General features: G+C 65.7%; 27 protein-coding genes and 4 tRNA genes. 7 read left to right on the top strand and 24 right to left on the bottom strand.

The window, feature by feature from the left end; all coding sequences use genetic code 11:
• Positions 1–132: 132 nt before the first annotated feature.
• Entirely contained in the window at positions 133–1437 is a 1305-nt protein-coding gene (locus H7J89_RS14510; RefSeq protein WP_264044390.1) for an IS256 family transposase, read from the top strand.
• 394 nt (positions 1438–1831) lie between these two features.
• On the opposite strand, the gene H7J89_RS14505 is transcribed toward H7J89_RS14510, so the two are convergent.
• From H7J89_RS14505 to H7J89_RS14495, 3 genes are all read right to left on the bottom strand, one after another.
• Positions 1832–1906 (bottom strand) — tRNA-Val (locus H7J89_RS14505).
• Positions 1907–1921: 15 nt separating this feature from the next.
• Positions 1922–1995, bottom strand: a tRNA-Cys gene (locus H7J89_RS14500).
• 27 nt (positions 1996–2022) lie between these two features.
• Positions 2023–2095, bottom strand: a tRNA-Gly gene (locus H7J89_RS14495).
• 182 nt (positions 2096–2277) lie between these two features.
• Here H7J89_RS14495 and H7J89_RS14490 point away from each other — a divergent pair.
• A tRNA-Val gene (locus tag H7J89_RS14490) sits at positions 2278–2349 on the top strand.
• Between the two features lie 104 nt (positions 2350–2453).
• Entirely contained in the window at positions 2454–3446 is a 993-nt protein-coding gene (locus H7J89_RS14485) for a hypothetical protein (protein ID WP_264044389.1), read from the top strand.
• 17 nt (positions 3447–3463) lie between these two features.
• Here the strand turns inward: H7J89_RS14485 and H7J89_RS25650 are convergent, their stop codons facing one another.
• The 7 genes from H7J89_RS25650 to H7J89_RS14445 form a co-directional block, all read right to left on the bottom strand.
• Entirely contained in the window at positions 3464–5107 is a 1644-nt protein-coding gene (locus H7J89_RS25650; protein ID WP_308205121.1) for a DNA methyltransferase, read from the bottom strand.
• Between the two features lie 69 nt (positions 5108–5176).
• Positions 5177–5929, bottom strand: a complete 753-nt coding sequence (locus H7J89_RS14470) for a hypothetical protein (RefSeq protein WP_264044388.1) — start codon at positions 5927–5929, stop codon at positions 5177–5179.
• A gap of 30 nt (positions 5930–5959) precedes the next feature.
• Positions 5960–6451 (bottom strand): hypothetical protein, encoded by a 492-nt coding sequence (locus H7J89_RS14465; protein WP_264044387.1) that lies wholly within the window; start codon positions 6449–6451, stop codon positions 5960–5962.
• Between the two features lie 22 nt (positions 6452–6473).
• Positions 6474–6611: a hypothetical protein gene (locus tag H7J89_RS14460; protein ID WP_264044386.1), complete on the bottom strand. Its 138-nt coding sequence runs from the start codon at positions 6609–6611 to the stop codon at positions 6474–6476.
• A gap of 6 nt (positions 6612–6617) precedes the next feature.
• Positions 6618–7409: a hypothetical protein gene (locus tag H7J89_RS14455; RefSeq protein ID WP_264044385.1), complete on the bottom strand. Its 792-nt coding sequence runs from the start codon at positions 7407–7409 to the stop codon at positions 6618–6620.
• Positions 7406–8092, bottom strand: coding sequence for a hypothetical protein (locus tag H7J89_RS14450; RefSeq protein ID WP_264044384.1), 687 nt, complete (start codon positions 8090–8092; stop codon positions 7406–7408). Before H7J89_RS14450 ends, H7J89_RS14455 begins: the two co-directional genes overlap by 4 nt.
• A complete protein-coding gene (locus H7J89_RS14445; protein ID WP_264044383.1) occupies positions 8089–8334 on the bottom strand; it encodes a hypothetical protein in 246 nt (81 codons plus the stop codon). The genes H7J89_RS14450 and H7J89_RS14445 overlap by 4 nt, the downstream gene beginning before the upstream one ends.
• 181 nt (positions 8335–8515) lie before the next feature.
• On the opposite strand from H7J89_RS14445, the gene H7J89_RS14440 reads away from it, so the two are divergent.
• Complete coding sequence (locus tag H7J89_RS14440; RefSeq protein ID WP_264044382.1) at positions 8516–9223, top strand: recombinase family protein; 708 nt, start codon at positions 8516–8518, stop codon at positions 9221–9223.
• Here H7J89_RS14440 and H7J89_RS14435 read toward each other — a convergent pair.
• The 11 genes from H7J89_RS14435 to H7J89_RS14385 form a co-directional block, all read right to left on the bottom strand.
• Entirely contained in the window at positions 9220–10842 is a 1623-nt protein-coding gene (locus H7J89_RS14435) for a terminase large subunit domain-containing protein (protein WP_264044381.1), read from the bottom strand. The two genes, H7J89_RS14440 and H7J89_RS14435, sit on opposite strands and share 4 nt — an antisense overlap.
• A gap of 277 nt (positions 10843–11119) precedes the next feature.
• Positions 11120–11494, bottom strand: a complete 375-nt coding sequence (locus H7J89_RS14430; protein ID WP_264044380.1) for a flagellar hook-length control protein — start codon at positions 11492–11494, stop codon at positions 11120–11122.
• Positions 11491–11949: a hypothetical protein gene (locus H7J89_RS14425; protein WP_264044379.1), complete on the bottom strand. Its 459-nt coding sequence runs from the start codon at positions 11947–11949 to the stop codon at positions 11491–11493. The genes H7J89_RS14430 and H7J89_RS14425 overlap by 4 nt, the downstream gene beginning before the upstream one ends.
• Positions 11950–12395: 446 nt before the next feature.
• Complete coding sequence (locus tag H7J89_RS14420; protein WP_264044378.1) at positions 12396–13862, bottom strand: AAA family ATPase; 1467 nt, start codon at positions 13860–13862, stop codon at positions 12396–12398.
• A gap of 104 nt (positions 13863–13966) precedes the next feature.
• Complete coding sequence (locus H7J89_RS14415; protein WP_264044377.1) at positions 13967–14194, bottom strand: helix-turn-helix transcriptional regulator; 228 nt, start codon at positions 14192–14194, stop codon at positions 13967–13969.
• Positions 14191–15309 carry a tyrosine-type recombinase/integrase gene (locus tag H7J89_RS14410; protein ID WP_264044376.1) on the bottom strand — a complete coding sequence of 373 codons (1119 nt, stop codon included), beginning with the start codon at positions 15307–15309 and terminating at the stop codon, positions 14191–14193. The genes H7J89_RS14415 and H7J89_RS14410 overlap by 4 nt, the downstream gene beginning before the upstream one ends.
• Entirely contained in the window at positions 15306–16010 is a 705-nt protein-coding gene (locus H7J89_RS14405; protein WP_264044375.1) for a hypothetical protein, read from the bottom strand. The genes H7J89_RS14410 and H7J89_RS14405 overlap by 4 nt, the downstream gene beginning before the upstream one ends.
• Before the next feature lie 114 nt (positions 16011–16124).
• A complete protein-coding gene (locus H7J89_RS14400; protein ID WP_264044374.1) occupies positions 16125–16349 on the bottom strand; it encodes an excisionase family DNA-binding protein in 225 nt (74 codons plus the stop codon).
• Between the two features lie 144 nt (positions 16350–16493).
• Positions 16494–17657, bottom strand: a complete 1164-nt coding sequence (locus H7J89_RS14395) for a tyrosine-type recombinase/integrase (RefSeq protein WP_264044373.1) — start codon at positions 17655–17657, stop codon at positions 16494–16496.
• A gap of 206 nt (positions 17658–17863) precedes the next feature.
• Positions 17864–18844 (bottom strand): Acg family FMN-binding oxidoreductase, encoded by a 981-nt coding sequence (locus H7J89_RS14390; RefSeq protein WP_264044372.1) that lies wholly within the window; start codon positions 18842–18844, stop codon positions 17864–17866.
• A 190-nt stretch (positions 18845–19034) separates the two neighbouring features.
• Positions 19035–19325 carry a hypothetical protein gene (locus H7J89_RS14385; protein ID WP_264044371.1) on the bottom strand — a complete coding sequence of 97 codons (291 nt, stop codon included), beginning with the start codon at positions 19323–19325 and terminating at the stop codon, positions 19035–19037.
• A gap of 200 nt (positions 19326–19525) precedes the next feature.
• Here H7J89_RS14385 and H7J89_RS14380 point away from each other — a divergent pair, with 200 nt between their 5' ends.
• Both H7J89_RS14380 and H7J89_RS14375 read left to right on the top strand, forming a co-directional pair.
• Positions 19526–19819 (top strand): hypothetical protein, encoded by a 294-nt coding sequence (locus tag H7J89_RS14380; protein ID WP_264044370.1) that lies wholly within the window; start codon positions 19526–19528, stop codon positions 19817–19819.
• 50 nt (positions 19820–19869) lie between these two features.
• A complete protein-coding gene (locus tag H7J89_RS14375) occupies positions 19870–20709 on the top strand; it encodes an enoyl-CoA hydratase/isomerase family protein (RefSeq protein WP_264044369.1) in 840 nt (279 codons plus the stop codon).
• Here H7J89_RS14375 and H7J89_RS14370 read toward each other — a convergent pair.
• The 3 genes from H7J89_RS14370 to H7J89_RS14360 form a co-directional block, all read right to left on the bottom strand.
• The gene (locus tag H7J89_RS14370) at positions 20704–21480 is read right to left on the bottom strand and encodes an MBL fold metallo-hydrolase (RefSeq protein WP_264044393.1); all 777 of its coding nucleotides are present in this window, start codon (positions 21478–21480) and stop codon (positions 20704–20706) included. The genes H7J89_RS14375 and H7J89_RS14370 overlap by 6 nt on opposite strands.
• Positions 21481–21488: 8 nt before the next feature.
• Complete coding sequence (locus H7J89_RS14365; RefSeq protein ID WP_264044368.1) at positions 21489–23048, bottom strand: long-chain-fatty-acid--CoA ligase; 1560 nt, start codon at positions 23046–23048, stop codon at positions 21489–21491.
• A 69-nt stretch (positions 23049–23117) separates the two neighbouring features.
• Positions 23118–23648 carry a hypothetical protein gene (locus H7J89_RS14360; protein ID WP_372513780.1) on the bottom strand — a complete coding sequence of 177 codons (531 nt, stop codon included), beginning with the start codon at positions 23646–23648 and terminating at the stop codon, positions 23118–23120.
• Positions 23649–23921: 273 nt separating this feature from the next.
• Here H7J89_RS14360 and H7J89_RS14355 point away from each other — a divergent pair, with 273 nt between their 5' ends.
• Complete coding sequence (locus H7J89_RS14355) at positions 23922–24710, top strand: SDR family NAD(P)-dependent oxidoreductase (protein WP_264044366.1); 789 nt, start codon at positions 23922–23924, stop codon at positions 24708–24710.
• Positions 24711–24718 lie beyond the last annotated feature (8 nt).

Genomic DNA, 24718 nt, shown 5'->3' with positions numbered 1-24718 from the left:
GAGCAATGATCAGAACTTGTGGATGACTCTCGGCGAGGCGGCGTAAGTGGGCGCACCTTCCCGAGGATGATCTGAAAGTCCTGTTGTTCTGATCAAGACCGGCGTTGGCGCGCTGGTTGGGAAGGTACGCCCTTGCTTACGGTAGTTCACGACGCGGAGGGGTCCAACGATAACGTCGGTGCGAGTCGGTCGCTGTTGGATGAGATCGTCCGCGATGGCGCCCGCCAGATGCTGCATGCGGCGCTGAAGGCCGAAGTTGCCGCCTATATCGAGCAGTTCGCCGATCAGCTCGACGGCAACGGGCATCGGCTGGTGGTACGCAACGGCTATCACCAGCCGCGCGCCGTGCTGACCGCCGCGGGCGCGGTCACTGTGGTGGCCCCGCGGGTCAACGACAAGCGGGTCGACCCCGATTCTGGGCAGCGGCATCGGTTTTCCTCGACGATCCTGCCGGCGTGGGCGCGCAAGTCGCCGCAGATGACCGAGGTGTTGCCGCTGCTGTATCTGCATGGTCTTTCGACCAGCGACTTCGGCCCGGCACTGGAGCAGTTCCTGGGTTCAGGTGCGGGCCTGTCGGCGTCGGCGATTACCCGGCTGACCGCTCAGTGGCAGGACGAGGCCCACGCCTTCGGGGCTCGCGATCTGTCCAGCAGTGACTACGTTTACCTGTGGGTCGACGGGATCCACCTGAAGGTCCGTCTGGACCAGGAGAAGCTGTGCCTGCTGGTGATGATCGGGGTGCGTGCCGATGGCCGCAAGGAGCTTGTCGCCTTGGCCGACGGCTTCCGCGAATCCACCGAATCGTGGGCCGATCTGCTGCGCGGCTGCCGCCGCCGCGGCATGACCGCACCGGTGCTCGCGGTCGGTGACGGCGCGCTCGGGTTCTGGAAAGCGGTGCGCGAAGTGTTCCCGGCCACCCGCGAACAGCGGTGCTGGTGGCACAAGCAGGCCAATGTGCTTGCTGGGCTACCGAAGTCGGCGCACCCTGGTGCGCTCGCGGCGATGCGCGAGATCTATAACGCCGAGGACATCGACAAGGCCCAGCTCGCGATCAAGGCTTTTGAGGTCGACTACGGCGCCAAGTACCCCAAAGCCGTCGCCAAGATCGTCGACGATGCCGACGTCCTGCTGGAGTTCTACAAGTACCCGGCCGAGCACTGGATCCATCTGCGAACCACCAACCCGATCGAAAGCACCTTCGCCACAGTTCGTTTGAGAACGAAAGTCACCAAAGGACCCGGCTCACGAGCCGCTGGGCTGGCCATGGCCTACAAACTCATCGAAGCCGCCCAAACCCGCTGGCGAGCCGTCAACGCGCCACACCTGGTCCCCCTGGTCCGTGCCGGCGCTGTGTTCCACAAAGGCAAACTGCTCGAACGACCCATCGACATCACGCCCAACGAACCCACCGAATCAACCGAAACGGAAGTCGCCTGAAACGACCCAATCCACAGGTCTTGAAAATATCTCGNGCTGTGTTCCACAAAGGCAAACTGCTCGAACGACCCATCGACATCACGCCCAACGAACCCACCGAATCAACCGAAACGGAAGTCGCCTGAAACGACCCAATCCACAGGTCTTGAAAATATCTCGGGCGGGGACGCCGAGGTTGTATGCGCCGCAGACCTCTTGGCCGGTGCCGGGGTCGTCGTCGGCGTGGGCTGCGGGTGCCAGCGTGAGGCACGTGGTTGCGAGTAGGGCAGCGATGAGCGGATGGAACATAGAGGTATCTCCCGTGTGGTTGCTGGACGCGTTTTTCAGGGAGTCCACGGGGAGTCTACGATTTCCGGCTAAGGCTTGAAAAACCACCTCTGACCTGCAATGGAGCTGGTGCGCGATACTGGGATTGAACCAGTGACCTCTTCCGTGTCAGGGAAGCGCTCTCCCGCTGAGCTAATCGCGCCGGGGTTCAAAAAGCTGGAGGTGGAGACGGGAATCGAACCCGTGTGCACGGCTTTGCAGGCCGTTGCCTCACCACTCGGCCACTCCACCGCTGGATTGATGCCACTTGCACCTTCGAGCGGATGACGGGATTCGAACCCGCGACCCTCACCTTGGCAAGGTGATGCGCTACCAACTGCGCTACATCCGCGCGCCTCGGACGACATCGTCGCCCGGTGCGAAGCACGACGATAGTCGACGTGAGCGGGCACATACAAATTTCTTGGTACGGACCGCGTCTAGGCTATCGCGGCGTACCGATGACGCGCAGGCGGCCGGTACTGTCGAGACCAGGCTCGTGCTAATCTTCGACGTCGTTCGCCTCTCGGCGCCGGTCCCGTGGCTCAGTGGGAGAGCGTCCGCTTCACACGCGGAAGGTCGCTGGTTCGATCCCAGCCGGGACCACAAGGTCAGGGCCGTTTTTGCTCGCCATGCGCAATAACTGCACAACATGATGCTGTTTCGCTCCGAAAGGAATCGTCGGAGCCGGGGGGACAGAGAGGTCGCCTGTGGAGATTCGCAGCGAGGTTCAACAGAACGTTGTCGCCGATGAGGTATCGGCCCTCATCGCTGTGGTTCGTCCCATTCTCCAAGGCATCCTGATGTCCCTCAAGCACGAGGTGGTTGCCGACCAAGGAGGCCACTCCGAGATCAGACTTCGGACGTTGGCGCGGGTCAGACGTCCGGGCGACGGCGACACCGGCATCTGTTTCGAGTACGCGGTGCACGATGCGATCGCGCGGGGGGATGCGATCGTGACAGAACGTGTGGCCGACGCCCTGAATAAGTGCCGGGTTCCTGGCGAGACGTTGTCGTCCATCTTGTTCGGCGTCGAGAAGGCCGGCACGCAGCAGCTCATCAACACTGCGGCCGAGTCTCTGACCAATGACTCGTCTTTGCTATACGGAACACAAGGTCGGCCGGTGAAGCTGAAGAGGCATTTGGGTTCAGCAGCCACCGCCTTTCGCACCAGGGGTAGGAAGTCGGCGCTGCCGCAGAGTGTAAGCGGCCTATGGAAGGCCGATCTGTTCTTAGGAACCACCGACACCGATAAGTGGGTGGGTACCTCGGTGAAGATCAACAGGACGCATCTGGAGCCAGTTCGCGGCCTCAGGGTGGGAATTGTTCCCGCCAAGCAAGGGGATACCGACAGCATCGTCAAAGACGAGCGCAAAAATCTGATGGTTTGCCCGTTGCCCTACGATGGCGCATTCGTCGAAACCTTCTACGAGGCATGGATTTTGGTCGTCCAGTTCCTCGAAGCGGACGCCCAGGTGCCTAAAGAGGTCGCGCTGCCGAGACCAGCTTCCCGACAGGTGGCACGCATTCTGGCGGAACGGCGAGAGTTTCCTGTGCTCGACGTGATCGATGCCCTTGGTCCGCTTGCGCAGCCTGAATTGCTACAAACGAGCGAGACCACCGCATCTATCGTCGTGCCGACGAAAGGCGCAGTGGGGGCAGCGACAACGTCTTCGGTCGTCGCTCCGATCCCATTATTGTGATCGAAGACAACCCCACTTCAGACCGTGCTAAAGAGCGTCGATTGCTCGAGCGTCACCGTGTGAGATTGCGCGGCGATATAGGGCAGGAAGGTTGGAGGCACCTGCGGACGCTTGTCTTTGAGCAAGTCGGCGATCGTGATGTGCTGCAGTCGAGGGAACTTCTGTCCGTTGGCTGGGTGGGTGTAAACACCACCGCGACTGATCGCTTCGCTGACCCCTTTCGTGGCGGGCGATAGCGTAATCAGAACGCCCATCTGCGCCGACTGCGTCGCGACGGTGCCGGCCAGGTCCCGCACCATTGCTGGTGTGATCGTCTTGCCGCCCTTCACCGAGACGAGCAACTTTCCGATCTTTCCCTTGCCTAGCGGGAATCGAGCCACGCCATCCACACCTTTGTCGCCGACCTGCTTCTCGTTGGGTTCGGCGTTGACCATCGAGACTGCCCACCGCTCGAAATCCAGCGGCGAGTGCGCGAACAGGGCTCGCGCGGCGGCCATGTCTTTCGGGATACCGTCGACCGAGATGGACTCGAATACTTCGTTACCGTAGGTGTGCCGGAGGCGCTTGATGATCACGTCGATTGCAAGATAGGTGATGTCAATCCCAATCCATTTGCGCCCCAACCTTTGTGCAGCATCGACTGTGGTGCCACATCCGCAGAACGGGTCAAGAACCACATCGCCCGGGTTAGAGCTGGCCGAGATGATCCTTTCGAGGAGTGCTACTGGTTTCTGTGTGGGGTAGCCTAACCGTTCTTTCGCCTGCGAGTTGATTGGCGGAATATCGTCCCATAGGCTGTCGACAGTTTCTCCCTCCAGCTCGTCCAAGAAACGCTTACGCTGAATGCGCTGATTCTTCTTCGAGGGAAAGTAAAGTCGGCCTTCTGCGTCCATCTCCTTCATCCGTTCCAGGCTTACTGCCCAGCCTTTTGCAGGAGGCGAGTAGCCCTTGTACTCATATATCAGATTTGGCCGTACGGATGGGCTAGTTAGATTATCGAGCCGATACCGACGCCCTGAGACCGGATCGACGTACCTGAACTTTGAGGCGATATAGTTCGGATTGCTCTCGCGGTACTGTCGGTTGAATTTGGCGGCGCGAGCATTCTTGCTATAGAAGAGCAGGGTGTCATTCGTTACGCCGAATCGGACTGCTGCTTTGTTGGTCTCGCCGCGACCGGCCTTCCGCTTCCACACGATGTCGTTGCGGAAGTTCTCGGCCCCAAATATCGCATCTAACAGCACTTTCAGATAGTGGCTCATCGTGGGATCGCAGTGGAGGTAGAGCGATCCGGTGGGCTTCAACACACGATGTAGTTGCAGTAGCCGCGGTGTCATGTTCACGAGGTAGGCCAACGCTTCACTTTCGCCCAGCAATGTGTAATAAGCGGCGATCGCGTCAGCGACGCGTTGCGGCGCGGTCCCGGACAGTTCGCTTAGCAGCACATCAGTAGCTAGCGACCACCGCCATGTATCCTCGAACGCCTCTATTTGAGCGGCTGACTCGTCTGGATCACGATTTCGTCCAAAGATCACCGAGTAGTTGCGATTCGAGTTGAAAGGTGGATCGAGATAAACAAGATCAACCGATTCATCGTCGACGTGTTGGCGCAGAACGTCGACGTTGTCGCCGTAATACAGTCGGTTGTTGCTCCCGGCCACAAGAATACATTCCGGGGCCGCGCGCAAAAATGCAATTCCCGTGAGCTAATAGTTACCGCACCGATGCGCTTACGCGATCGCAGATGGAATTGTCAGACGGCGATCTGATACTCGTCGCGGGCGAAGTCCCGACATCAAAGCATCCACGCGATACTCGGTGCGCCACGGCTCATCTCGCATCCAGGCTGGCCGCGTGTCCCAATCGTGGGCGGTATACCCGGGGAAGCCGGCGACGGCAGGCACGCCGAATTGCTCGGCCAGCCGGCCGGCCAGCTCGGCAGCGTTACTCACCGCCTCTCGTTTGGCCTCGGCGCTGGTCGCCGTGCCCCTTGGCTCCGTGGTGATGAACATGCGCTGGATTTCGGCCGACGCGGCCCGCAAAACGGGGAAGCTGGTGCTGAGTGAGTCAGCGTCGGGATGCCACAGAATCGGCGCCGTGGCCATGTCGTCATGGTCCACCACGCGGCGCAAGGTGACCTCGGTCAAGACTGGCGCCATGCTCATGCTGGGCCGGTAGGGCCAGCAGCCACCCTTGGCCAGGTTGCGAATGTTGATCGTCATGGCGCGCAGGCGGTATAGGGCATCGACTACGTTGGTCACGGCGTAGATGCCGCACGAGCAGTCTGGCGCAGGGGCGTTGTGGGCGTGAAACCAGCACGCCGCCCGCAAGATCGGCTCACTGGTGTAGTTCGTGGTTTGGCGGCCGCCGCTGATCGCGCTCACGGGCGTTTGTCCGCACACCGGTGAGTAGAGCGTTAGGCGGTCCTCGGCCGGTCTGGTGTACCAGACCCGCCAGCCAATCTCGGTGTCGCGCACGCTCATCAACGTCGTTAGTCCTGAGCAGCGGGTGCGTCACGACACGGCACGTAACCCGGCGCGGATGCTGGCCAGCTCGAAGCTGCCGGGGCCGCCGTCGTCGGTCAGTCCCAGGGCCGCGCACACGTCGGCGTGGCCGATCCGGCCGAGAACGAACAGTTTCGTTGCCACCGCCTCGACGGCGGGCCAGCAGCGTTCGAGCAACGGGGTGATGCCGAGGGCCACGCCCGGACTGCCGGCGGCGCACAGCGCTCTGTCGTCGGACGTCCCGGCGAGCACCCGATGCATGTCACGCGGACCGGGGTGACGCCCAGCGAGCCAACGCGCTTCGGCCCAGGGGCCGGCATAACTGGTGCGTGCCTGAATCCCAGCAGGCAGCGCCTCGTATTCGGTGCGCGGCGTGTCGCCCAGCACCGCCTTGTGCACCCGGCCTCCGAGCGCCACCGCGGCGACGGCATGGCCTGCCTCGTGGAACGCGGCGGCGACCCGCTCGGGGGCGGCGTCGGTTCGCCAGCGGCGCTTTCTCATCCGATGTCCTTTCGCCCACAGGTCAGGTCATCGTGGTGGCGGTGCGGCCCGCAGCCAGTCCACCGCCACCTCGACGACTGTCGCTGTCATCGGCGGGCAGCTGCGCCACGCTGGCTACGGGCGTCCCGTGGCGCAGCTCCCCATCGATGACAGTGCTCATGTTTGGCTAGCTGATTTCCACTGCGGCAATGGCGGATTCGTATGCGACGAGCACGCTGCGTTCGGCCAGCGCAACGAACTGGTTGGTGGTGTGCTTGATGTCTTCGTACTGCGACACCGGCCCCCGCCACCCGAATACCGGCGAGGTCGCTACCAGTGTCGAGCCGAGTGTGTCGACGTACCCACCGCCGAACACGACCTGGTGACCCAGCGCGGTGCGAAACGTCCCGTCGTCGGCAGTGAGCACGTCCTCGCTGATTGCCGGGGTGGCCCACTGTGCGCCGGCGTGAATCACGCCCGTGGTCTGCGTCTTGGCGAAGTGCGCCTCGAGCTTGGCGATGGCGTCACCAATGTCGGTCGCTGACTGCGCAGTGCCGGCCGCGACCAAAAGACCAGCGGCGAAACTCGTTTCGACCGCCTGTTGTTCCAGTCGCGCTAGGTTGCGTGCGGCGCGGTCGCGCACGTCCTGGCGTTCGGCGTGGGTCATGTCGCCGCAGTAGTTGTGATCGAATCCGTAAACGGTCATTGCGGTGAACGGTTCGAGGTCGTCGATATCCGGCCGATCGCCGGTCTTGAGGTCGTCCTCGGCCAGGTCGTCAACCGAGGCGCACCACGGCGCACCCCAGATGCCGAAACCGTCGTTGCCGGGGAAGTTGAACGGCCGAATGACGACGCCGGAGGGCAGCCACCGCAGCGGCTCGGTGCCGTCCTGGGCCCACGTGATGACCTGGTAGAGGCCGTGCGGTGGCGCAGGCAACAGCGGTACGTCGAACTCGACCGGCAGCAGGGCTGTGGTCATCGGGTGATTCCTGTCTTCATCTTGGCTAGCGCCCGCTGCGCGCGATCGCGCTCCTGGCGGGCCCTGGTGGCGGCGTTGATCGCCTCGATGCTCGGCAACGACTGGTGGCGAGCGACTTTCGGAATCAGCCGCGTCAGATCAAGCGCGGCCGTGTCGAGTATCCGCAACGCTGCCTCCAAACGCTCGCTGGCTGAGGCGCACTTGAGGTGCGGATGGTTCGGTGGCAGTGCGCGGCCCAGGAACGCGGATAAGTCGTCGCTGTGCACGGCGACGTGCTTGACCAGCACCGCCGCCCAGCGGCCCGAAATGATGTGCTCGTCGGTGAATTGCGGCTCTCGTGGACGCCGGGCAAGGTCGCGCACCGCCTGCACTGTGCGGGCGTGCGCATCACTGCCCAGAAGCGCTGACTCTGCCAGCATTCCGACGACCGCCGAGAGCAGTTCGTGCACTGCGTCGGCCATGCTGTCGACCTGGGAGCGCACCGCAAGGGGTCGCGCCAGCGCTGCCACCTGATCGGCCAGCGGCTCCACGATGGCTCCGACTTCGGCCGCCAAGTCGAAACCGCCGCGATAGACCACGGGCAGCCACTTGCGGCGCCGCTCGCGCTGCTCGGCTTGCGAGTAGACCGGCTCGGGTGGCTCCGGTCGCTGCGGACGTTGGCGGACAACGGACTTCGACCTCATGCCGGCACCGCCGGGTGCGCGTGACGCAGCATGTCGGTCAGGGCCGGAATGTGTGCAGGAGCGAGCTGTTCGCGCTCGGCATCGATGACCCGGCGGCACCGCCAGTAACTCAAGGCTTCCCGGCACGCGATCACGTCGGGGTCGTCGTTGCCGCGACCGCGGGCCAAAAAGGCGGCCAACCGGGCCGACCACTGGCTCGGCGTCAGCGCCGCTGGGTCGGTGAGAATGCGCGTGTCGGTCATGGCGACACTCTGACAAACGACCGTGCAAGCGGGGCTGGTGCGCTCACGAACGGGTTTGCCAATGCCTACAAAGTCGGCATTATCGATATTTGGAGCCCAAAAATTTTGGTGAGTACGAGAGCAATTGGGCTGCAAGGTGTTTCGCTGGATACGGCCGCGCTCGGACGGTTATTTATAGGGCATGCGTAAACAAAACGGTCGGTTTGTTAACACGTTTGCCAGCCCTGGCACCGTTGTTGCCTACGTGCGGGTGTCCACCGATGAGCAGGCCGCGTCTGGGGCTGGTCTCGAAGCCCAGCGTGCGGCCATCGAGGCCGAGGCTGCGCGCCGCGGATGGACCATCATTGGATGGCACGCCGATGAGGGCGTCAGCGGCTCCAAGAGCATCGAGCAGCGGCCCGGCCTGACCGCGGCAATCGAGGCCATCGAGGATGGTAAGGCTGCGGTACTGATGGTCTCCAAAACCGACCGTGTGGCACGTGGCCTGCGTACTTTGCTCGATGTGATCGACCGTGTGGAACGTGCTGCTGGCGGGGTGGTCTCGGTCGATAGCACCATCGACACCAGCACCGCGGCGGGTCGGTTCCAGACTCAGATCATGGGCTCGGTTGCCGAGCTGGAACGTGCGTTGATCTCTGACCGCACCAAGGCCGCGCTCGCGGTGCGCAAGGCTCAAGGTGTCCGGCTGGGCCGGCCGTCGACACTGCCGCGCGAGGTGGTGGCGCGCATCGTCGAGGCCAGGGTTGGCGGTGCGTCACTGCGCGCTATCGCGGCCGAGCTGACCGCCGAAGGTGTGCCCAGTGCACGCGGCGGCAAGTGGGAAGCTGCCACGATCAAGCGCGTGCTGGAAGGCCAGGACGCCGACCGTGTGCGGGCCGAGGTTTCCTAGCCCCCAGCCGCGCCGCGCAAGTGGGCCGGCAGGGGGTCATAGCCATCACTCCGGCCGCTGCGCAGGTTGCGCGTCAGGAATGCCGGCATTGGCTTGGTGCCTACCGCCGGTTGTGGTTCGGTCGTGTGGGCGCGCTGGCCGAGCTTGGCGAGGACATCGAGGCCGGGCCGGTCGGTGAGGCGGCGTGCGAAGTCGGGGACTGCGAAGGCGGCACGCTGGCCGGCCACGGGCGCCAAGACGTCATGTGCGATGACCAGCGCGGCCAAGCAGTCTGGCTGATGCTGCCCGGCCTGCCAATGCACAGCCGCGGTCTCAAGCTCGGGCAGGTGCCCGGCGATCCGGCAGGTGCCAACTTCCAAGGCCTGCAGCAGTGCGGCGCTACGGGCCATCGCATCACCGCGGCGCGGTCTGCCCTTCGGTGGCCAGCCGGTGACTCTGATCGCTCTGTTGGGCGCGTACCGAGCCAGTGTTTCCCGAACCACGCGCACGTAGGTCGTGCCTGCGCTGAATGCCTCCACGCTGATCTCGCTCGCGCCCAGGTCTATCGCCAGATCGACCGCAGCCCTGGCCCATTGCTCACTGGTCATGTGCGCAGACACGTCGGCGATCACGGCCACGGTGCCGTCAGCCGTCAGCGAGGCAGCGACGACCCCCGCCGCGTCGCGCTCACCGGAATCGGCCGGGTCGACTGCGACCACGATTCGGGCCGGATGCTGCGGTGCGGCCGGCAAGCGCCAGTCGTCGAGCCATTCGCGTTTGATCAGCCCACCCTCGGGACTGCTTGGTACGCCCTCGAATAACGCGTACCAAGCGCGTTCGCCCACCGACCTGCGCAGGTCGTCGAACTGCTCACGGGTGCGGCCCAGTGCGGAGGTCATCGCTACGCCAGGCGCACGGTCCAGCGCGTCGGGGATGCCGGCCTCGGCCACGGCCGGGATGTTGATATGGGTCCACCGCTCCGGTTCCTCGCGTAGCAGCGAGCCGATCAGGTCGGCTTCGTGCCAGCGGGTACCGATGATGACCACGCTGCCGCCGGGGTGAACACGAGTCATCAGCGTGGCGCGGAACTCGGCGAGCACGCGGGCACGGCTGGCGGCGCTGTCAGCTTCCGCGGCGTTCTTGGTGGCGTCATCGACCAAGAGCAGTCCGGCGCCGAATCCGGTGACACCGGACGTGATCCCGACTGCCAGCAGGCCCCCAGTGCGGCCTTTGACCGCCCACCTGCCCGCACTCGTTTTGTCGGCGGAGAGCTCGAAGCCCAACAGGCCCTGGTGCTCTTCGACCAAGGCGCGCGCCGTGCGGCTGTGTTCCCAGGCCAGCGAATCGGCATAGCTCGCCAGGATTACGCGCTCATCGGGGTTGTTCATCAGCGCGAACAGGGTTCCAACGACGGCCACGGTGGTCGACTTCGACTCGCGCGGTGGGCACGTGATGATCACGCGGCGATCCGGTTGGGTTACCGCGCCGAGCAAGGCATCAGAGATCAGCGCTACCGCGGGAGTGATCCGGTAGTTGAGGACTATTCGCCGCCCCAGCTCGGCCGGCGTAGTCGCTCGCCGCCGAGCGCGCTGCGCTCCGAGCGCATGGGCCGCGACGAGCACGCGGAGGGGATCGGTCATGCGGCGCTGGCGACGATGGTCTGACCACCGACCTTGACCGCATGCACTCGGCCGCTCTGGTGGAGCCTCACAAGAGCTTCGATCGGACGCCAATACCGGGTTCGGGGGAGCTGTTCGCGAACTTCCGACCACGCAATCGGGCCACCGCCAACGTCGGCTAGTACGGCGAGGATGGCGGAGTCAAGTTGCTCATCGGTCGCCGTGCGCGTGACAGCCGGGCAAGCACGATCTTGATAACGACTGCCAAAGTCTGCATTGTGTTGGACGCCAACGGTGTTCACGTGTCTCCCTCGGGTTCGCGGACAAGCTTGGAGCCCTCGATTTCGGGGCTGTGCGGGCCGCTGGCAAACGAAATGCCCTCAGCCGGTACATCGGATTGGTTGGGAGCTTCTGTCGGCTCTGCGGCCCGCTGGCGGATCACCGCCGCCCACTCGGATAACTCGTCAGCCGTCAACGCGCCCAGCGCGATCGCGTGGCGGGTGACGTCGACTTGCAGCGACCAGAGCGGGTCACGTTCGCCGACCACCTGGCCGAAGAGTTCTCGGCACGTGTCGGCCAGCTCGCCGTCCAGGCCGGCGGGTTCGACCTTGCCGGCGTGGAGATTTTCAGCCAAGGCCAACGCGGCGTCGATCGTGTCCCGCTTGCTCGTCACTCGATCACCTCGGCGTCCACAGTGTTGTCGAGCGCGAGCAGGCGTTGCCGGGTCTGAGCGATCATCTCGCCCACGGACAAGGTGACGTCGACAGACACAGCTTGCGGCGCGTAAATGCCGACCAACTTGGCGCGATCAGTGACCAGCGACCGCAGTTCTCGGGATAAGGCAGCTGCCGCCTCATCATCACCGCGCTTGACGGCGGCCTCGTAGAGACCGAACAGGCCCGATTCCTGCTCGCGCAGTGATTCTGCGGAGGTGGCGCGCTCGACGGCGGCATATCGCGGATCGGCTCCCCGCACTCCGATCAGCCGATTCACCGCCATTTGCGCACCGCCACGACTGCGGAATCCCAGCTCATCGGCGATTTCCTGCCAGGTCTTACGCCGACCGCGCAGTCGGAGGGCTTCGATGGCACGAGCTCGGGAATCCCGACGCGGCATTACCGGGGCCATCTGGTCACCGCCCCTTTCGGCAATACGAAATCCATTGAACTACAGCAACATTTCACCTTCGCCATTGCGGCGGAATCCGTTGTCCAGCAACGCGATTCGGCGATGTGCGATCCGCGAAATCGCTTGGGCCGCAACACGATACGCGGCACACCGATGCGTGTAACCCGTTGTGCAGCAACATTATTCAACCTGACTGTATTCATTGTGTTCTCATTGTCGCAACGGGCGGTGCACGTGGCGGCGCGCCCTTCGCGCACAGCCCCAACCTGGCCGGGTCACTGCATGTGAGCGCGTCAAGCCACCGTCACCCGATCCAGTGCGCCGACGTTGCACTGAATCCAACTGCCCAGTTCAGTGCAGTAGTGCAGTGCGCCATATATACGCACTGGCGCACTACTGCAACAGTTCGCCGTGGCGCACTGCGGCACGCTGGCGCACTGGTCGGATTACGGGGTTCTAGCACGGTCGGGGAGCGTGAACGGATCGGGGCCCGGCGAGAGCTTGTGCGCGCCACGCTCGCCGGACGTCACGATCAGCGAGCCTTCCCTGATCGCTTTTTCGACTGCGGACCGGACCGTCCGTCGAGGTAGCCCGTGCTCGGCACACAGCCGTGCCTCGACGGCGCGCTTGGAGAGCATTCCCGGCTCGGCGCGCACCATGGCATGCAGCTGTGGTAGGGCGGCGGTGGCGGCCGAATCCCGGCGGTTGCCGCCGGCATAGGTCAGATGCCGGGTGGCCGTGTCATAGGTCAGCTGGCCCTCGGTCACTGCCACGTCGCGCCCGATCGCGGACAAGTATCGCGGTGATTCGGTGTCGTCGTTCTCGTCATCACCGCCGCGGACGATTTTCCACAGCGCATCGGGCCAGTCGAGCAACCGCGAATCACCGCGTGCGCGTTCGGCCTGATGGCCCATGTGGGTCACCACCATGCCCTCGGTTGCTCCGACTTCGGCCAGCAGGGCATCGAAGGCCACCAGCACGCGGCCGGCGTCCTTGTCCTCCGAGAGGCCGAGTGCATCGAGCACGGGCCGCAGACAGTCGAGGATCACCACGTCGGCCCCGTGCAGACGTCGCGCCCATTCGGCGCGTGTGGCCGGGTCAAGAATGTCGAGCGTCGAGACCGCGCCGCGCAGCGAGAGCACCGACACCGCTTCGGTGTTGGCAATGCCTTGGTCGCGCAGCCACCGGCGCAGTGTGCGCGTATCCAGCTCGGTGTCAATCAACGCGACCTTGCTTGCGGGGATCACGTCGAAGCGGCCGAGGAACTGGCCACCGTCGACCAGGGCGCGAAGGACATTGCCTACCAGGGTCGACTTGCCAGATTTGTATTGTGCTGCCAGCAGCACCCGTCCGCCGGTCGGCCACAAATCACCGATGCGGTAGGCCGCGTCCTCGTCGGGTTGTTCCAGCAGCGCGTCCAGGCCCATCGGTTCCGGTGGGGCGACGGCGCAGTCTCGATCCACGGCGAAGGTGCGCGCCAGCGAATCGACTTGCTTACGGCAGTCCTGCCGGATAGCCGCAGCGCGCAGCTTGAGCATGGCAACATCGGCCGGTTGAAGCCTGGGTATCGCGGCCAGCTGTTCGTCACTGGCGCCGGCCTCCACGGCTTCCACGCCACAGAACATCAGCGTGGGGAGATCGGTGATTGGGTCGCGGAAGGCGTTCTTGCTCTCGTACTTCCAAGCTAGGTTGCGCGCCCACTCGTGCGGGATTCCGGCCAGGCTGGCGACGGCGAACCAACGCGGCTTCCAGCGGTTCTTCCGATCCTCGACGGCGGCCTGGACCGCAAGCTGCTGACGATGCTTGTCGTTGGCGTTGTGCACCCAGGTGTCGTCAGGGAGCTGGACGTGGGCCCCGTTGCGACCGTTGGCCTCTGAAGCTGCGCGGGTGCCCTGTGGGGCGGTATCCTTCACTGGTACTCCACTTCCTGTCCGGAGTCGTTGGTGTGGTGCCGTCCCGCTACGCGCGCAGAGGCCAAACTCGCGCAGGGACGGCATCACCTGTTTCTGCTGGTTGGTCAGTCCTGTTGGGGCGGTGATGCTCCCGGCCGCACCGAGTGCTCTTGCAACCAGGCGTCAAGGTCGGCAACGCGGTAGCGCACCCGGCCGCCGGTGATGCGGCAATACACCGGCCCGACGCCCTGGGACCGCCACCGTTTCAAGGTTTGCTCGGTCACTCGCAGCAGAGGGGCCGCTTCCCTTGCCGCAACGGCGATACCGGCTGTGCCGGCGGGTAATTCGCTCATGTGGTCACGGTCCTTTCGGGGTCGGTACCAGTGCTCGAAGGGTACGAAGTCGCCGTGCAAGCGGCTGTGTCGAAAGCCGCGGCAAGCGCGGCGGCGCGCACCTCGTCGTCGTCCACGGCGGTGTACCGCTCAGTGGTAGCGATCGAGGTGTGTCCAAGCAGCGTTTGCACCGCCCGCAGATTGCGGCCACCGTGGCGGTAGGCCCGCGTGGCAAAACGATGCCGCAGCTTGTGCATCGACCAGCCCGGCGGCAGTGCGGCGGCGACGATCTTGCCGACGTGATGCGCTGACAGGTGCCCGTTCTCCCCACCCGGGAACAGGTACCCGCTGCCGTAAGCAGCCAGCTCGGGAGTGTGGCCGGACGCGCCGCGGCGCAGCATGTCAGCCAGGTCGCGGCTGATCGGCACCAGTCGCGTGCGTCCGCCCTTGCCGCACACCACGAGGACGGGACCGCCGCAGCCCTCGACGACATCGCGAACGTGCCCCTGTGCCACCTCGGCGCGGCGTAAGCCGGCCTCACCCGCTAGCCGCAGCATCAAGGCCGTGCGGGCGTCGGCGCCCGTGATTGCCTGGCGCCAGGCGTCATCGGGCACAGGCAGCGCAACAGCCGGCGGTATCCGCACGGCGGGCAGCTCGTCGGCGATGTGGTCGGGTATGCGCCCGGTACGGTAGGCCCAGCGGAAGAACTCACGCGCCGCGGCCCGGTAATGCCGCCGCGTTTCTGGTTTCCACTGCTGGCGGCCGAACCACCCGACGAGCTGACCGGCTGTGACTTCCCCAGGCGCACAGCCGAGCTCGCGACCGATACGTGCCAGCGACTTGCGCCTGGTCGCAATCGTCGCGGCTGACTGTCCCGCTGCCGCAAGATGCTCGCAGTAGTCCGCGATCGGTTGCACCCAGGCCGCGGGAGTGGGCGCTTGTGCGGGCCCTGGGCGGCGATGCACCACCCGCTCCGCTACGTAGGCCGAAACCGCGCTCAAGTCACCTTTTTCGATGACCTCGCCCGCGGCGCCGTACAGCGTGAAGACGTCACGGCACTGCACCATGCGCAGTCCAAGGCGTTTGGCACGCTGCCGCGCCTGCCGAGCCCGGTTGGCCGCAGTCTGCCGGCTCATCGATTCACCGCCGCGATGCCGAGGTCGATCGGCGCCACGTCGGCGAGGCCGGCGGGGTCGACGATGTAATCGACGCTGATGACGGCGAGCAGGTGCTCAGGTGAAACCGTGGCCGCGAACACCTGGCCGCACTGCTGGCCCCACGGGCCGCGCCGAGCGAACCGGCCCGCAGCACGCATGTTGGTTGTCCACGCCATGCCGCGCCGGGTGTCTTGCGTCTCAACGACTTCGCCATACGGATCGGCGGGGTAACCGTGGTCGTCGACCTCGACGATGCGCCCGTCCGAGTCGACGTGACGAAACGCCGGGACGCAGCCCCGGAAAAGCCGGATAGGCTCGGCGAGCCGTTCGGCGCGCTGACCGTCGACACTGAAACCATTGGCGCCGAACAGCTCCACCCAGCGACTCCGGCTCAGGGCGGTCTCAGAATGCTCGGAAGTCGACCAGACACCCGCAACAGCCCCGGCCATATCGGGCCGGCTCAGCTCGAGCACACCATCAGTCGCCAGGTCGGATAGCAGCGCCGGGCGATTGAACTCGCCCACCGCCGCAGCGCATTCGTCGAATGTTGCGCGGTCCAAGTTGCCTCCGCCGTCCTCGTAGTGGTGATAGCCGGCGCAGTCCTCGTAGAGTCCGGCTGGCCAACCGGGCCAGCTCCATTGGCGCCGTTTGACGGGCAATGTTCGGACGGTTGCGGACATGGTTGTACCCCGATTCTCTTGGTGTTTGCGATGGGTGTTGAGGGATGGGTAAGGGGACCGACCGGGGCGGTGTCGGGGGAACCACCGCCCCGGTCCAAGCGAGACCAGGTTTGGCTAGCGCCGCGCCCGATCGGCGTAAACAGCGTCGGGGATGACCGGCTTAAAGAGCGCGTCAACGTCATTGCGCCTAACGCGGATGGCAGCGCCAGGCTTGTCAGAGAAGCGGTAGGCGCGCAACTCGCCGCTGGCGATTTTCTCTCTCAGAGTCCACACCGAGATTCCGGTGCGAGCCGAGGCGCCCTTCAGCGACTCGTAATCGGGATAGGTCGCGGCGGTCATGACTCCTGCTCTCGTCGCTGTCACTTCGGGCCAGGGGGTTCAGTCCCTTCGACAGCGGGTGCAGTCCCGCGCTGACCGACAAACTAGCGTATAACCCAACAAAACGCAACTAAATCCGTTGTGCCCCAAGGCAATAATGCAGACTTAGCTAGGCATTGTGCTCGACGCTGTTGCCAACGCCGACAACCTCTCGGCCAGGGCGTCGGCGCGGCCGGCGGCCACGTGCTGATAGCGCATCGCAGCCGTGCTGGTGGTGTGGCCGAGGCGGTCCATGACCTCTTTGGTGGTCGCGCCAGCTACCGCGGCCATGACGCCGCCGAAGTGACGCAGATCGTGAAAGTGCAAGTCATCGTGGCCGATTGCCTCGCGGGCAGCGAAGAATGGGCCGCGAAACCGTCCTTCGGTGTAGAACGATCCCGTTTCGGGGTCGGGGAACAACAGCGCCGTCTTGGCGGTGTCGACGTACTTGTGCAGGTGATCTGCCAGCAAGGGCCGAAGGTGGGTGGGCACAGTGATCGTGCGCCGCGATTCGCGGGTCTTGGGAGGGCCCGACAGGTACTTGCGTTCGCGGTAGGTCACCGCCTTGTCGATTCGCAACGTCGAGCAGTCCGGTGCGACGTCGGCACGAGTGAGCGCGAATAGCTCACCGCGGCGCAGCCCGCACCATCCGGCGAGCAACACAGTGAGCCGCAGTTCGTCCGGCATTTTGTCGGCCAGTGCGGCCAGCTCGTCGGCCTCCAACAGGACAACCGACCGCTTGGTGTGCTTGACGGCGCTGGCGCCCTTGACCCGGGCGGGGGAGCGGTCGATCAGGCCATCGTCTACGGCGGTGTTGAGCACGGCTGTCAGGACGCCGTAGGCACGCGCATTGCGGGTCAGGTATTCACTGCCCAGGCCGGCGAACCACGCGCGCACGTCCTCGGGGGTGATCTTGGTCAGCACCATATCGCCGAGCACCGGCAAGATGTTCTGGTCGAGGTGGTAAGCGTAATTCTCCCGGGTTCGGCGCGAGATGTGGCGGTCCTTCAGCCAGGAATTGGCGTAAGCCGCCAGCGTCAGTTGCTTGGCTGTGGCTTTCCGCGCGCGCTCGGCGGGCGGTGTCCAGACGCCGAGGTTGCGGCGGTCGAGGTCGATCAGGTCGCGTTCATCCTCTAGCCACCGCTGTCCTGACGCTTTAGTGGGGAAGGTGGCCGGCGCCCGATGCAGCACGCCGTGATGGAGATAGGCGGCTGACCACCGCCCCGAGCGCTCCTGTCGGATGCGTCCGAACGCCTGTCGTTTGGGTTCCCCGCGCTTGCCGCGTGCCACCTGATCCTCCGAAGAATTTTGCACAACATCCGCACAACAGTGATTCGAACAGAACCATACACAACCCAACAGACAGATCGGGATTAACTACCTGGCAGACAGGGGTTTTCGTCTGATCAGGCGACATGAGCAGGGATTCGCAAACCGCAGCTACGGCTGGTTCGATCCCAGCCGGGACCACAAGTAAAGATGCAGGTTGGCCCAGCTCAATCCCGCAGCCGCAAGACTTCGCTGAGCGGTCGACGCGGCGTGGGCTTGGGTGGTTCGGCCGCCGCGGGCGCCACTCCCACACGGACCAGAACCTGCGGCCGCCTGCCCTCTTCCAGCAGGTCCGCCATCATGTCGCGCGTGACTTTGAGCTCGGTGACGTGAGTGACCGGGCACGTGGCCAGGTTAGCCATCGTGCATTCCAAGAGCACCGCGGAGAGCGCCTCGCCGGACAACAACGCGCCAAGGCGAGTGTCGTCGTCGGTGGACAGCATCAGAATCGTCGACTCGTCTGCGGGGATATCGGTGCGCCGTTCGAGGTTATGCGCCGTCGGGAATGTCCGCGCCACGTTGACGCGCTCCCTTTCGGCCGGCGATACCAGCGCGCTGTACGGAATGCCCTCAGCGGACTCGAAAGGCGCTGTCCACCAACGAAGTTCCTCCTGATAGGCGGTGTCATAGAGGCGCACGGATTCGGCCACCCACGACGCCTGCGCCAGCCTGTCGCGCGCGTCGTCGGCCATCACGTCCAGATGCACGGCATCGTTGTCGATGGCAGCCCGCAGCGACGGCTCGAACGCCTCCCAGTTCATCGGTGCGATGAACGGCAATCGGTCGGTCCGGCGGGCCCAGATCGCGGAGGCGCGACGCCGTTCTTCGTCGGTGACGTTTTCCGCGGGGGTGAAATCGATGGACGCCAGATGGTTCGGATCCTTGGGGTCGGGGAACCGCGAGATCTGGGCTCGCCACCCGGCGGCGGCGAGCGCAACCCGAAGGTGGTCGAGCGCGGCGCCACAGCTGATCAGCGCCTCCCGGCCGGACCGGTCGGACACCATCGCCCGGCTCGGATCGAGAAAAAGATCCAGCTGCCCGCCGCCGGCTACCCACTGCCAGGGTTGGCTGTTGTGCAGTGACGGGGCGCGGCATGCTGACCGCACCGCGTCCTCGATGAGTTCGGTGTCCGCCATGGCGGCTGGCATGTCGACCTCAATTCTTTGGCTGGCACCGAGCATTCCACTTCTCGAGCCTATTGTCGGCCGAGTTTCCATATGGCGATTGCGAACTACCCAGATGACGGCGGGGACGCCACCGTGGAGACGCGGTGGCACCTCGTCTGGACGGTTGGCCACACGCTCGTGAGAGGAGCCCAGCGACTATTTCGCTAGGGCTTTACGGGTGCTCCTGGATAACGCACTCCACAATCCGATTGGCCAAGCGCGGGTCGAATCCCATATGCGATACCTTCTGCGCTTCAGCAGCGGGGGATACACCAGAATTGAGGTCCTGCTCAATCACCCCAATGAGCTGCTGGTTTTGGGAGTCGCGTTCCCACAACGGGACTTCTTTAATGCTTCCCACGCAATTTCCGTAACCGCTCAAGTCGGCGCGAGCCGGTGCGGCCACCAGCGTGGCGATGGCTATGCCGACCGCCGCAGCAACGGGGAAGAAACGCACGTTCACCTGGGTACCCAGGTGCAACGCAATATAATCAGCAAACGTTTGCACTCGGCTGGCTGGGTGGCCGGAAACTCGCACTGTTGGCGCCCGCATCGTCTCACCATCGACGCCCCTTGCTACGGCCGGCCTCTCGCTCGAAGACCTGTTGCCCACAGCTACGAACGATGCTGGGATTCAAGAGAACCCGCAAAGGATGGTGGACGATGACAGGCAATCAAGAGGGCATCGGCACGCTGAAACTTGAGTGTCCGCAAGGCCATCCCGTGGGCAGGATCCTCAAGGACGCCCCGCACCAGGCCGTTCAATACGATCCCGGCGCGATGGTGGGCCCCCGTCGGTTCTGGCCGGATGAAGACGACCAGCCGCAGTTCAACGCTCAGTGCAGGCACTGCGACAAGCCGGTGGGCGACGCCACGGCCACGCTGCAGGTGAAACTGGCCGAAGTGATCGCCGACGCGGCGGCGACGACCGGGACGGCCACGCTGGCGTATCGGTAGGTCGCCGCTACTGTAAGAGCGACAGTAGCGACCGACGTAAGAGGAGTCCCGTGGCCCAGATTCCCCCGACCTCGCATGACGCCCCCCGACCGCCCGAGGGGGACTGGCTCGGCACGCCATACCTCACGTTCGAGCGTCAGGGGTCGATCGCGGTGTGCACCATCGACCGCCCCGAAGCGCGTAACGCCCTGACTCCCGCGATGTACTTCGGGATCCGTTACGCCGTCGGACGTGTCGCCGAGGATCCGGAGCTAGCCGGGCTGCTGATCACCGGGACCGGAGACGTGTTCGCGCCCGGCGGTGACATGGGCGGCGGGGGAGCCACCGACAACTGGATCACGTTCGGCGGCGCGCTGGGCATGGACGTCACCCCATTCGACACCGTGCGCACGTCGGTCAAACCGATCGTCTCGGCGGTCAACGGTCTGTGCCAGGGCGGCGGGTTCCAGATCGCGCTGTGCAGCGACCTGTCGGTGGTCAGCGACCGGGCCACCTTCCGCGTGCCTGAGCTGTTCCGCGGGTACGCCGACACCTACTACAGCCAGATGCTCACCCGGGTCATCGGGCCGGTGCGCACCCGCGACCTGATGTTCACCGGGCGGGTGCTGACCGCCGTCGAGGCCCTGGACTGGGGCCTGGTCACCCGCGTCGTGCCGCACGAGAGCCTGCTCGATGCGGCCAAAGACCTGCTCGCACAGTGCTGCCGCACCGCGCCGCGCGCCCGCGGTGTCATCAAGTCGAGCATCGACAGCTATCTGGGCCTCTACGACCGCATCGGCATGACCAGCAGCCTCAGCGACGCGGAGGCGCGGGAAGGCTTCCGCGCCTTCAAGGAGCGCCGCTCGCCCGACTGGGTGCACCCCGACCTGCGCGCCGAGGGGCGGCTATAGGTCGATCCACTCCCCGTGGGGAGCGACCCGCAACCGGTCGCTGATCCCGGCCTGGTCGAATGCCGCGGCGAACTCGTCGACACCCTCGCTGAAGTGCGCCCAGCCGTCGACGTGGGCCGGTATCACCACCCGGGCGCCGAGGATCTCGGCGGCGGCGGCCGCACGCGCCGCGGTCAGCGTCAGCGGCCGCCCGCGCTCCTTGGTCGCCACGCTGGCCGCCCCGGCGAACAGCACCGCGACGTCGATGGCGCCCACCCGGTCGGCCACGTCCTTCACCGCCGTCATCGAGGCGTTGTCGCCGCTGAGGTACACGGTCGGCAGGCCGGACCCGGACAGCACGAACCCGGTCACCTCGCAGTTGACGTGGCCGCCTTCGTCGCGCTGCCCGTCGGCCGGGCCGTGCACCGCCGGAACGGCTTGCACCGCAAGCGAATCGGAGAGCTCATGCGTCTGCCAGGGCGCCGCCCCCACCGCCGGCGGTCCCAACCGGGCGGCGCCGCCGGGATGGGTGAGGACCAGCGGCGCGGCCAGGGCCATCCGTCGGCCGCCGTCGTCCAGGTTGTCGGGATGCTGGTCGTGGCTGATCAAGACCGCGTCCACCGGGCCGAGCGCCTCGGCGCTCACGGCGGGCCCGGTGAGCTTGGTCAGGTACGCGTGCACCCCGGGCGGGTCGAACGTCGGGTCCATCACGACCCGGTGGCCCGCGATGTCGACGACCGTGGTCGGTCCGCCCAGCACACTGATCGCGCAGCCGCGCCGCTGCGCGTCCACCAGCCCGCTCATATGCCCCGGGCCCGGTCACGCCAATACGGTTCGCGCAGTTCGGTTTTGAGGATCTTGCCGCTGGCATTGCGGGGCAGCGATTCCACGAAGTCCACGGTTCGCGGGCATTTGTAGCCGGCGAGGTGCTCGCGGCAGAATGCGATGACGTCGTCGGGACCGATGTCGCCGGTGGCCACCACGAGCGCCTTGACCGATTCCCCCCAGAAGTCGTCGGGCACACCGATCACCGCGGCGTCGGCGATGGCGGGGTGCTCGATGAGCACGCTTTCCACCTCGGGCCCGTACACGTTCTCGCCGCCCGTGATGATCATGTCCTTCAGCCGGTCTTCGATGTACACATAGCCGTCGGCGTCCAGGCGGCCGACGTCACCGGTGCGCACCCAGTCGTCGTCGGTGATCGTCTCGGCGGTCGCCTCCGGCCGGTTCAGGTAACCGCTCATGTTCTGGTTGCTCCGCACCCAGATCTCGCCGGGCTCCCCGGCGGGCACCTCGGCGCCCGTCTCCGGATCGACCACGCGAATCTCGGTGCCCAGCACCGCCTTTCCAGCCGCCAACTGCAGGTGCGGGCGGGCGGAATCGCGATGGTCGGCGTCGCTGAGCGCGGTGACCGCGCCGCACAGTTCCGTCTGCCCGTACACCTGCACGAAACGCGTTTCGGGCCAGGTGGACAGCGCCCGATGCAGCAAGGGCAACGGCATGGGCGCGGCCCCGTACACGATGTAGCGCAGGCCCGCGAACATCGCGTGGGCCGCTTCGCCGGCGTCGAGGAACCGGGCGATCACCGGCGGGACGAAGAACGCGTGGGTCGCGCCGGATTGCACCGCGCCCATCAGGGCGGCGGCGTCGGGTTCGCGGGTCATGATCGTCGGCACACCGGCCCGAATGCCGAAGAGCGCGTAGCCGATTCCGCCCACGTGGAAGAGGGGCATGGCGACGAGGTTCGCGTCCCCGTCATCAAACGGGAACGCCGGTGCCAGGTTGGCCGCGTGATTGACCAGCGCGCGCTGGCTCAGCAGCACGCCCTTGGGCCGCCCCGTGGTGCCGGAGCTGTAGATCACCAGCGCGGTCTCGCTCTCGTCGACCTCGGTGTCGCTGCCCGTGGGCGCGGCCGCGTCCAGCAGGGATTCGTACTCGTCGCCCACCACGACGATGCGCTGCACGCCCGGCGCACGTTGGGCGGCCGCCTCGGCCGCGGCCTGCAGCTCGGCGCCGACGACCAGCAGCCGCGCGCCGCTGTCCTCGAGCACGTGGACGAGTTCGTCGCCGACGATGCGCCAGTTGACGACGGTCGTCACCGCGCCGATCGACGCCGCGGCGAAAAGCACCTCGAGGCAGGCGGGGTGGTTCTTGTCCAGAAAGGCCACACACTGCCCGCGCTGCACACCGGCATCGCGCAGCGCGCCGGCCGCGCGCCGGATCCGCGCGGCCCAGTCCGCCCAGGACCACTCCCGTTCGCCGTAGCGGATCGCGATGGCGTCGGGCCGCTGCTGCGCGTGCCGGTCGACGAATCCGGCGAGCGTCTCCGTCGTGTTCGCCGTGGTGTCGGCTGGTGGCATGAACCCCTCCGAGGTCGATTTGCTCCAGTCTGTGATACGCGGTCGCGGCGGCGCGCGCCACGGCGGCCCTCATTCCATCGACCGGATCATCATCCCGCCGTCATCGACGGCCTGAGGAGTCGCGTTGTTGTTCTGTCTGAAGTCGATGAAGACCGACCGTCGGTTGGACGTGTTCAGCAGCTCGGTGAAGGTGCCGAGGACGGGTATCGGTCTCTCTGCCGCCGGAACATCCGCGGTGTAATCCACCGACGCCTGTTCCTGGAAGTTGGCGCTTTGGAGCGGCTGCGTATCGGCTGCCGTCAAGTTCCTCAGATTGTCCAGCCCGGACGCGGATGCGTACTGATCCATGTCGTCCTGCAGGACCGCGCCGATATCCCTACTGCCGGCCGGCTTGACCGCCACTCGCAGCTGCGCGCTGCCGTCGGCGTTGCTGAGCGCCACCCAATTCGGACCGCGGTGTCCGAGCGCCCACCCGGGTGCCGGAGCGATCGAGACGCCTTCGGCAACGGCGATCGCTTCGGCCGATGCGAGCCGCACCGCCGGCGGTTCGGCGGTGGCGACCAGGACGATCGTCGCCGTCAATCCCGTGGCCACGGCCATCGCGGTGGCGGCGACCCGCTCAAAACGTGGTGGCCCGAGTCTCGACGAAATCATGCGCTGGCTCCTGATCCGGGGGCAAACGGGGGCTTCACCCGCTGGTTCTACGATCTCCCCGCAAGCGGGCGGTGTCCAAAGATTGGGCCGCTATTTGCTGATAGCTTTCCGTTATCGACCTGCCGGCGGGCGATGCGTGCAAGAATTCGCCCGCGCGCGTGGGACACGGTGTGTCAACATGTCTGCGGCATAACACGATCCGATAAGAGGGGACCAAACGTGGTGAACCCTGACCGAGCCGGCTCACGCACCTTCGTCGTGACGGGCGCCGCGTCCGGCATCGGCCTCGCGACCGCTAGGCGCCTACTGGCCGAGGGCGGCACGGTGATCGGCGCCGACCTCGCCCCGGCGCCCGACCTCGGTCCCCGGTTCCAATTCGTGACCGCCGACGTGACCGACGAGGCCGCGATCTCCGAGGTGCTGGCCGCCGTGCCCGACCGCCTCGACGGCGTCCTGCACGCCGCCGGGGTCGCCGGGGGAGGCCCGGTCCACCTGCTCGACCGCGCCGAATGGGACCGGGTAATCGGCATCAACCTCACCGGCACCTTCCTGGTGGCCAAGGCGGCGCTGGCCCGGATGATCGAGCAACCCCGCGTCGACGGCGAACGCGGTTCGCTGGTGACCGTCGCCAGCGTCGAGGGCCTGGAGGGCACGGCTGGCGGAAGTTCGTACAACGCGGCCAAGGGTGGCGTCGTGCTGCTCACCAAGAACATCGCGCTCGACTACGGGCCGAGCGGCATCCGGGCCAACGCCATCTGTCCGGGCTTCATCGAAACACCAATGGCGCAAAGCGTCTTCGGTCTCCCCGGTATGGAGGGCCCGCTGCAATCCATCACCTCCGAACACGCCCTGCAACGGCTGGGCCAGCCGGAGGAGGTGGCGGCCATGGCGGCATTCCTGCTGTCACCCGACGCGTCGTTCGTCAGCGGTCAGGCCATCGCCGTCGACGGCGGCTACACCGCCGGTCGCGATCACGGTGTGGTCAAACTCTTCGGCTTTCCCTCCTAGCGCCTTAA

This window comes from Mycobacterium paraffinicum (genome assembly GCF_025822865.1).
Lineage (GTDB): Bacteria > Actinomycetota > Actinomycetes > Mycobacteriales > Mycobacteriaceae > Mycobacterium > Mycobacterium paraffinicum.
This window is presented reverse-complemented; position numbering and strand designations above follow the sequence as displayed.

Excerpts from the sequence above, each read along its gene's own strand:
- H7J89_RS14470 (WP_264044388.1), bottom strand. The coding sequence starts at position 5,929 with ATGAGCGTGCGCGACACCGAGATTGGCTGGCGGGTCTGGTACACCAGA.
- H7J89_RS14465 (WP_264044387.1), bottom strand. The coding sequence starts at position 6,451 with ATGAGAAAGCGCCGCTGGCGAACCGACGCCGCCCCCGAGCGGGTCGCC.
- H7J89_RS14460 (WP_264044386.1), bottom strand. The coding sequence starts at position 6,611 with ATGAGCACTGTCATCGATGGGGAGCTGCGCCACGGGACGCCCGTAGCC.
- H7J89_RS14455 (WP_264044385.1), bottom strand. The coding sequence starts at position 7,409 with ATGACCACAGCCCTGCTGCCGGTCGAGTTCGACGTACCGCTGTTGCCT.
- H7J89_RS14450 (WP_264044384.1), bottom strand. The coding sequence starts at position 8,092 with ATGAGGTCGAAGTCCGTTGTCCGCCAACGTCCGCAGCGACCGGAGCCA.
- H7J89_RS14445 (WP_264044383.1), bottom strand. The coding sequence starts at position 8,334 with ATGACCGACACGCGCATTCTCACCGACCCAGCGGCGCTGACGCCGAGC.
- H7J89_RS14440 (WP_264044382.1), top strand. The coding sequence starts at position 8,516 with ATGCGTAAACAAAACGGTCGGTTTGTTAACACGTTTGCCAGCCCTGGC.
- H7J89_RS14435 (WP_264044381.1), bottom strand. The coding sequence starts at position 10,842 with ATGACCGATCCCCTCCGCGTGCTCGTCGCGGCCCATGCGCTCGGAGCG.
- H7J89_RS14425 (WP_264044379.1), bottom strand. The coding sequence starts at position 11,949 with ATGGCCCCGGTAATGCCGCGTCGGGATTCCCGAGCTCGTGCCATCGAA.
- H7J89_RS14415 (WP_264044377.1), bottom strand. The coding sequence starts at position 14,194 with ATGAGCGAATTACCCGCCGGCACAGCCGGTATCGCCGTTGCGGCAAGG.
- H7J89_RS14410 (WP_264044376.1), bottom strand. The coding sequence starts at position 15,309 with ATGAGCCGGCAGACTGCGGCCAACCGGGCTCGGCAGGCGCGGCAGCGT.
- H7J89_RS14405 (WP_264044375.1), bottom strand. The coding sequence starts at position 16,010 with ATGTCCGCAACCGTCCGAACATTGCCCGTCAAACGGCGCCAATGGAGC.
- H7J89_RS14400 (WP_264044374.1), bottom strand. The coding sequence starts at position 16,349 with ATGACCGCCGCGACCTATCCCGATTACGAGTCGCTGAAGGGCGCCTCG.
- H7J89_RS14390 (WP_264044372.1), bottom strand. The coding sequence starts at position 18,844 with ATGCCAGCCGCCATGGCGGACACCGAACTCATCGAGGACGCGGTGCGG.
- H7J89_RS14380 (WP_264044370.1), top strand. The coding sequence starts at position 19,526 with ATGACAGGCAATCAAGAGGGCATCGGCACGCTGAAACTTGAGTGTCCG.
- H7J89_RS14365 (WP_264044368.1), bottom strand. The coding sequence starts at position 23,048 with ATGCCACCAGCCGACACCACGGCGAACACGACGGAGACGCTCGCCGGA.
- H7J89_RS14360 (WP_372513780.1), bottom strand. The coding sequence starts at position 23,648 with ATGGCCGTGGCCACGGGATTGACGGCGACGATCGTCCTGGTCGCCACC.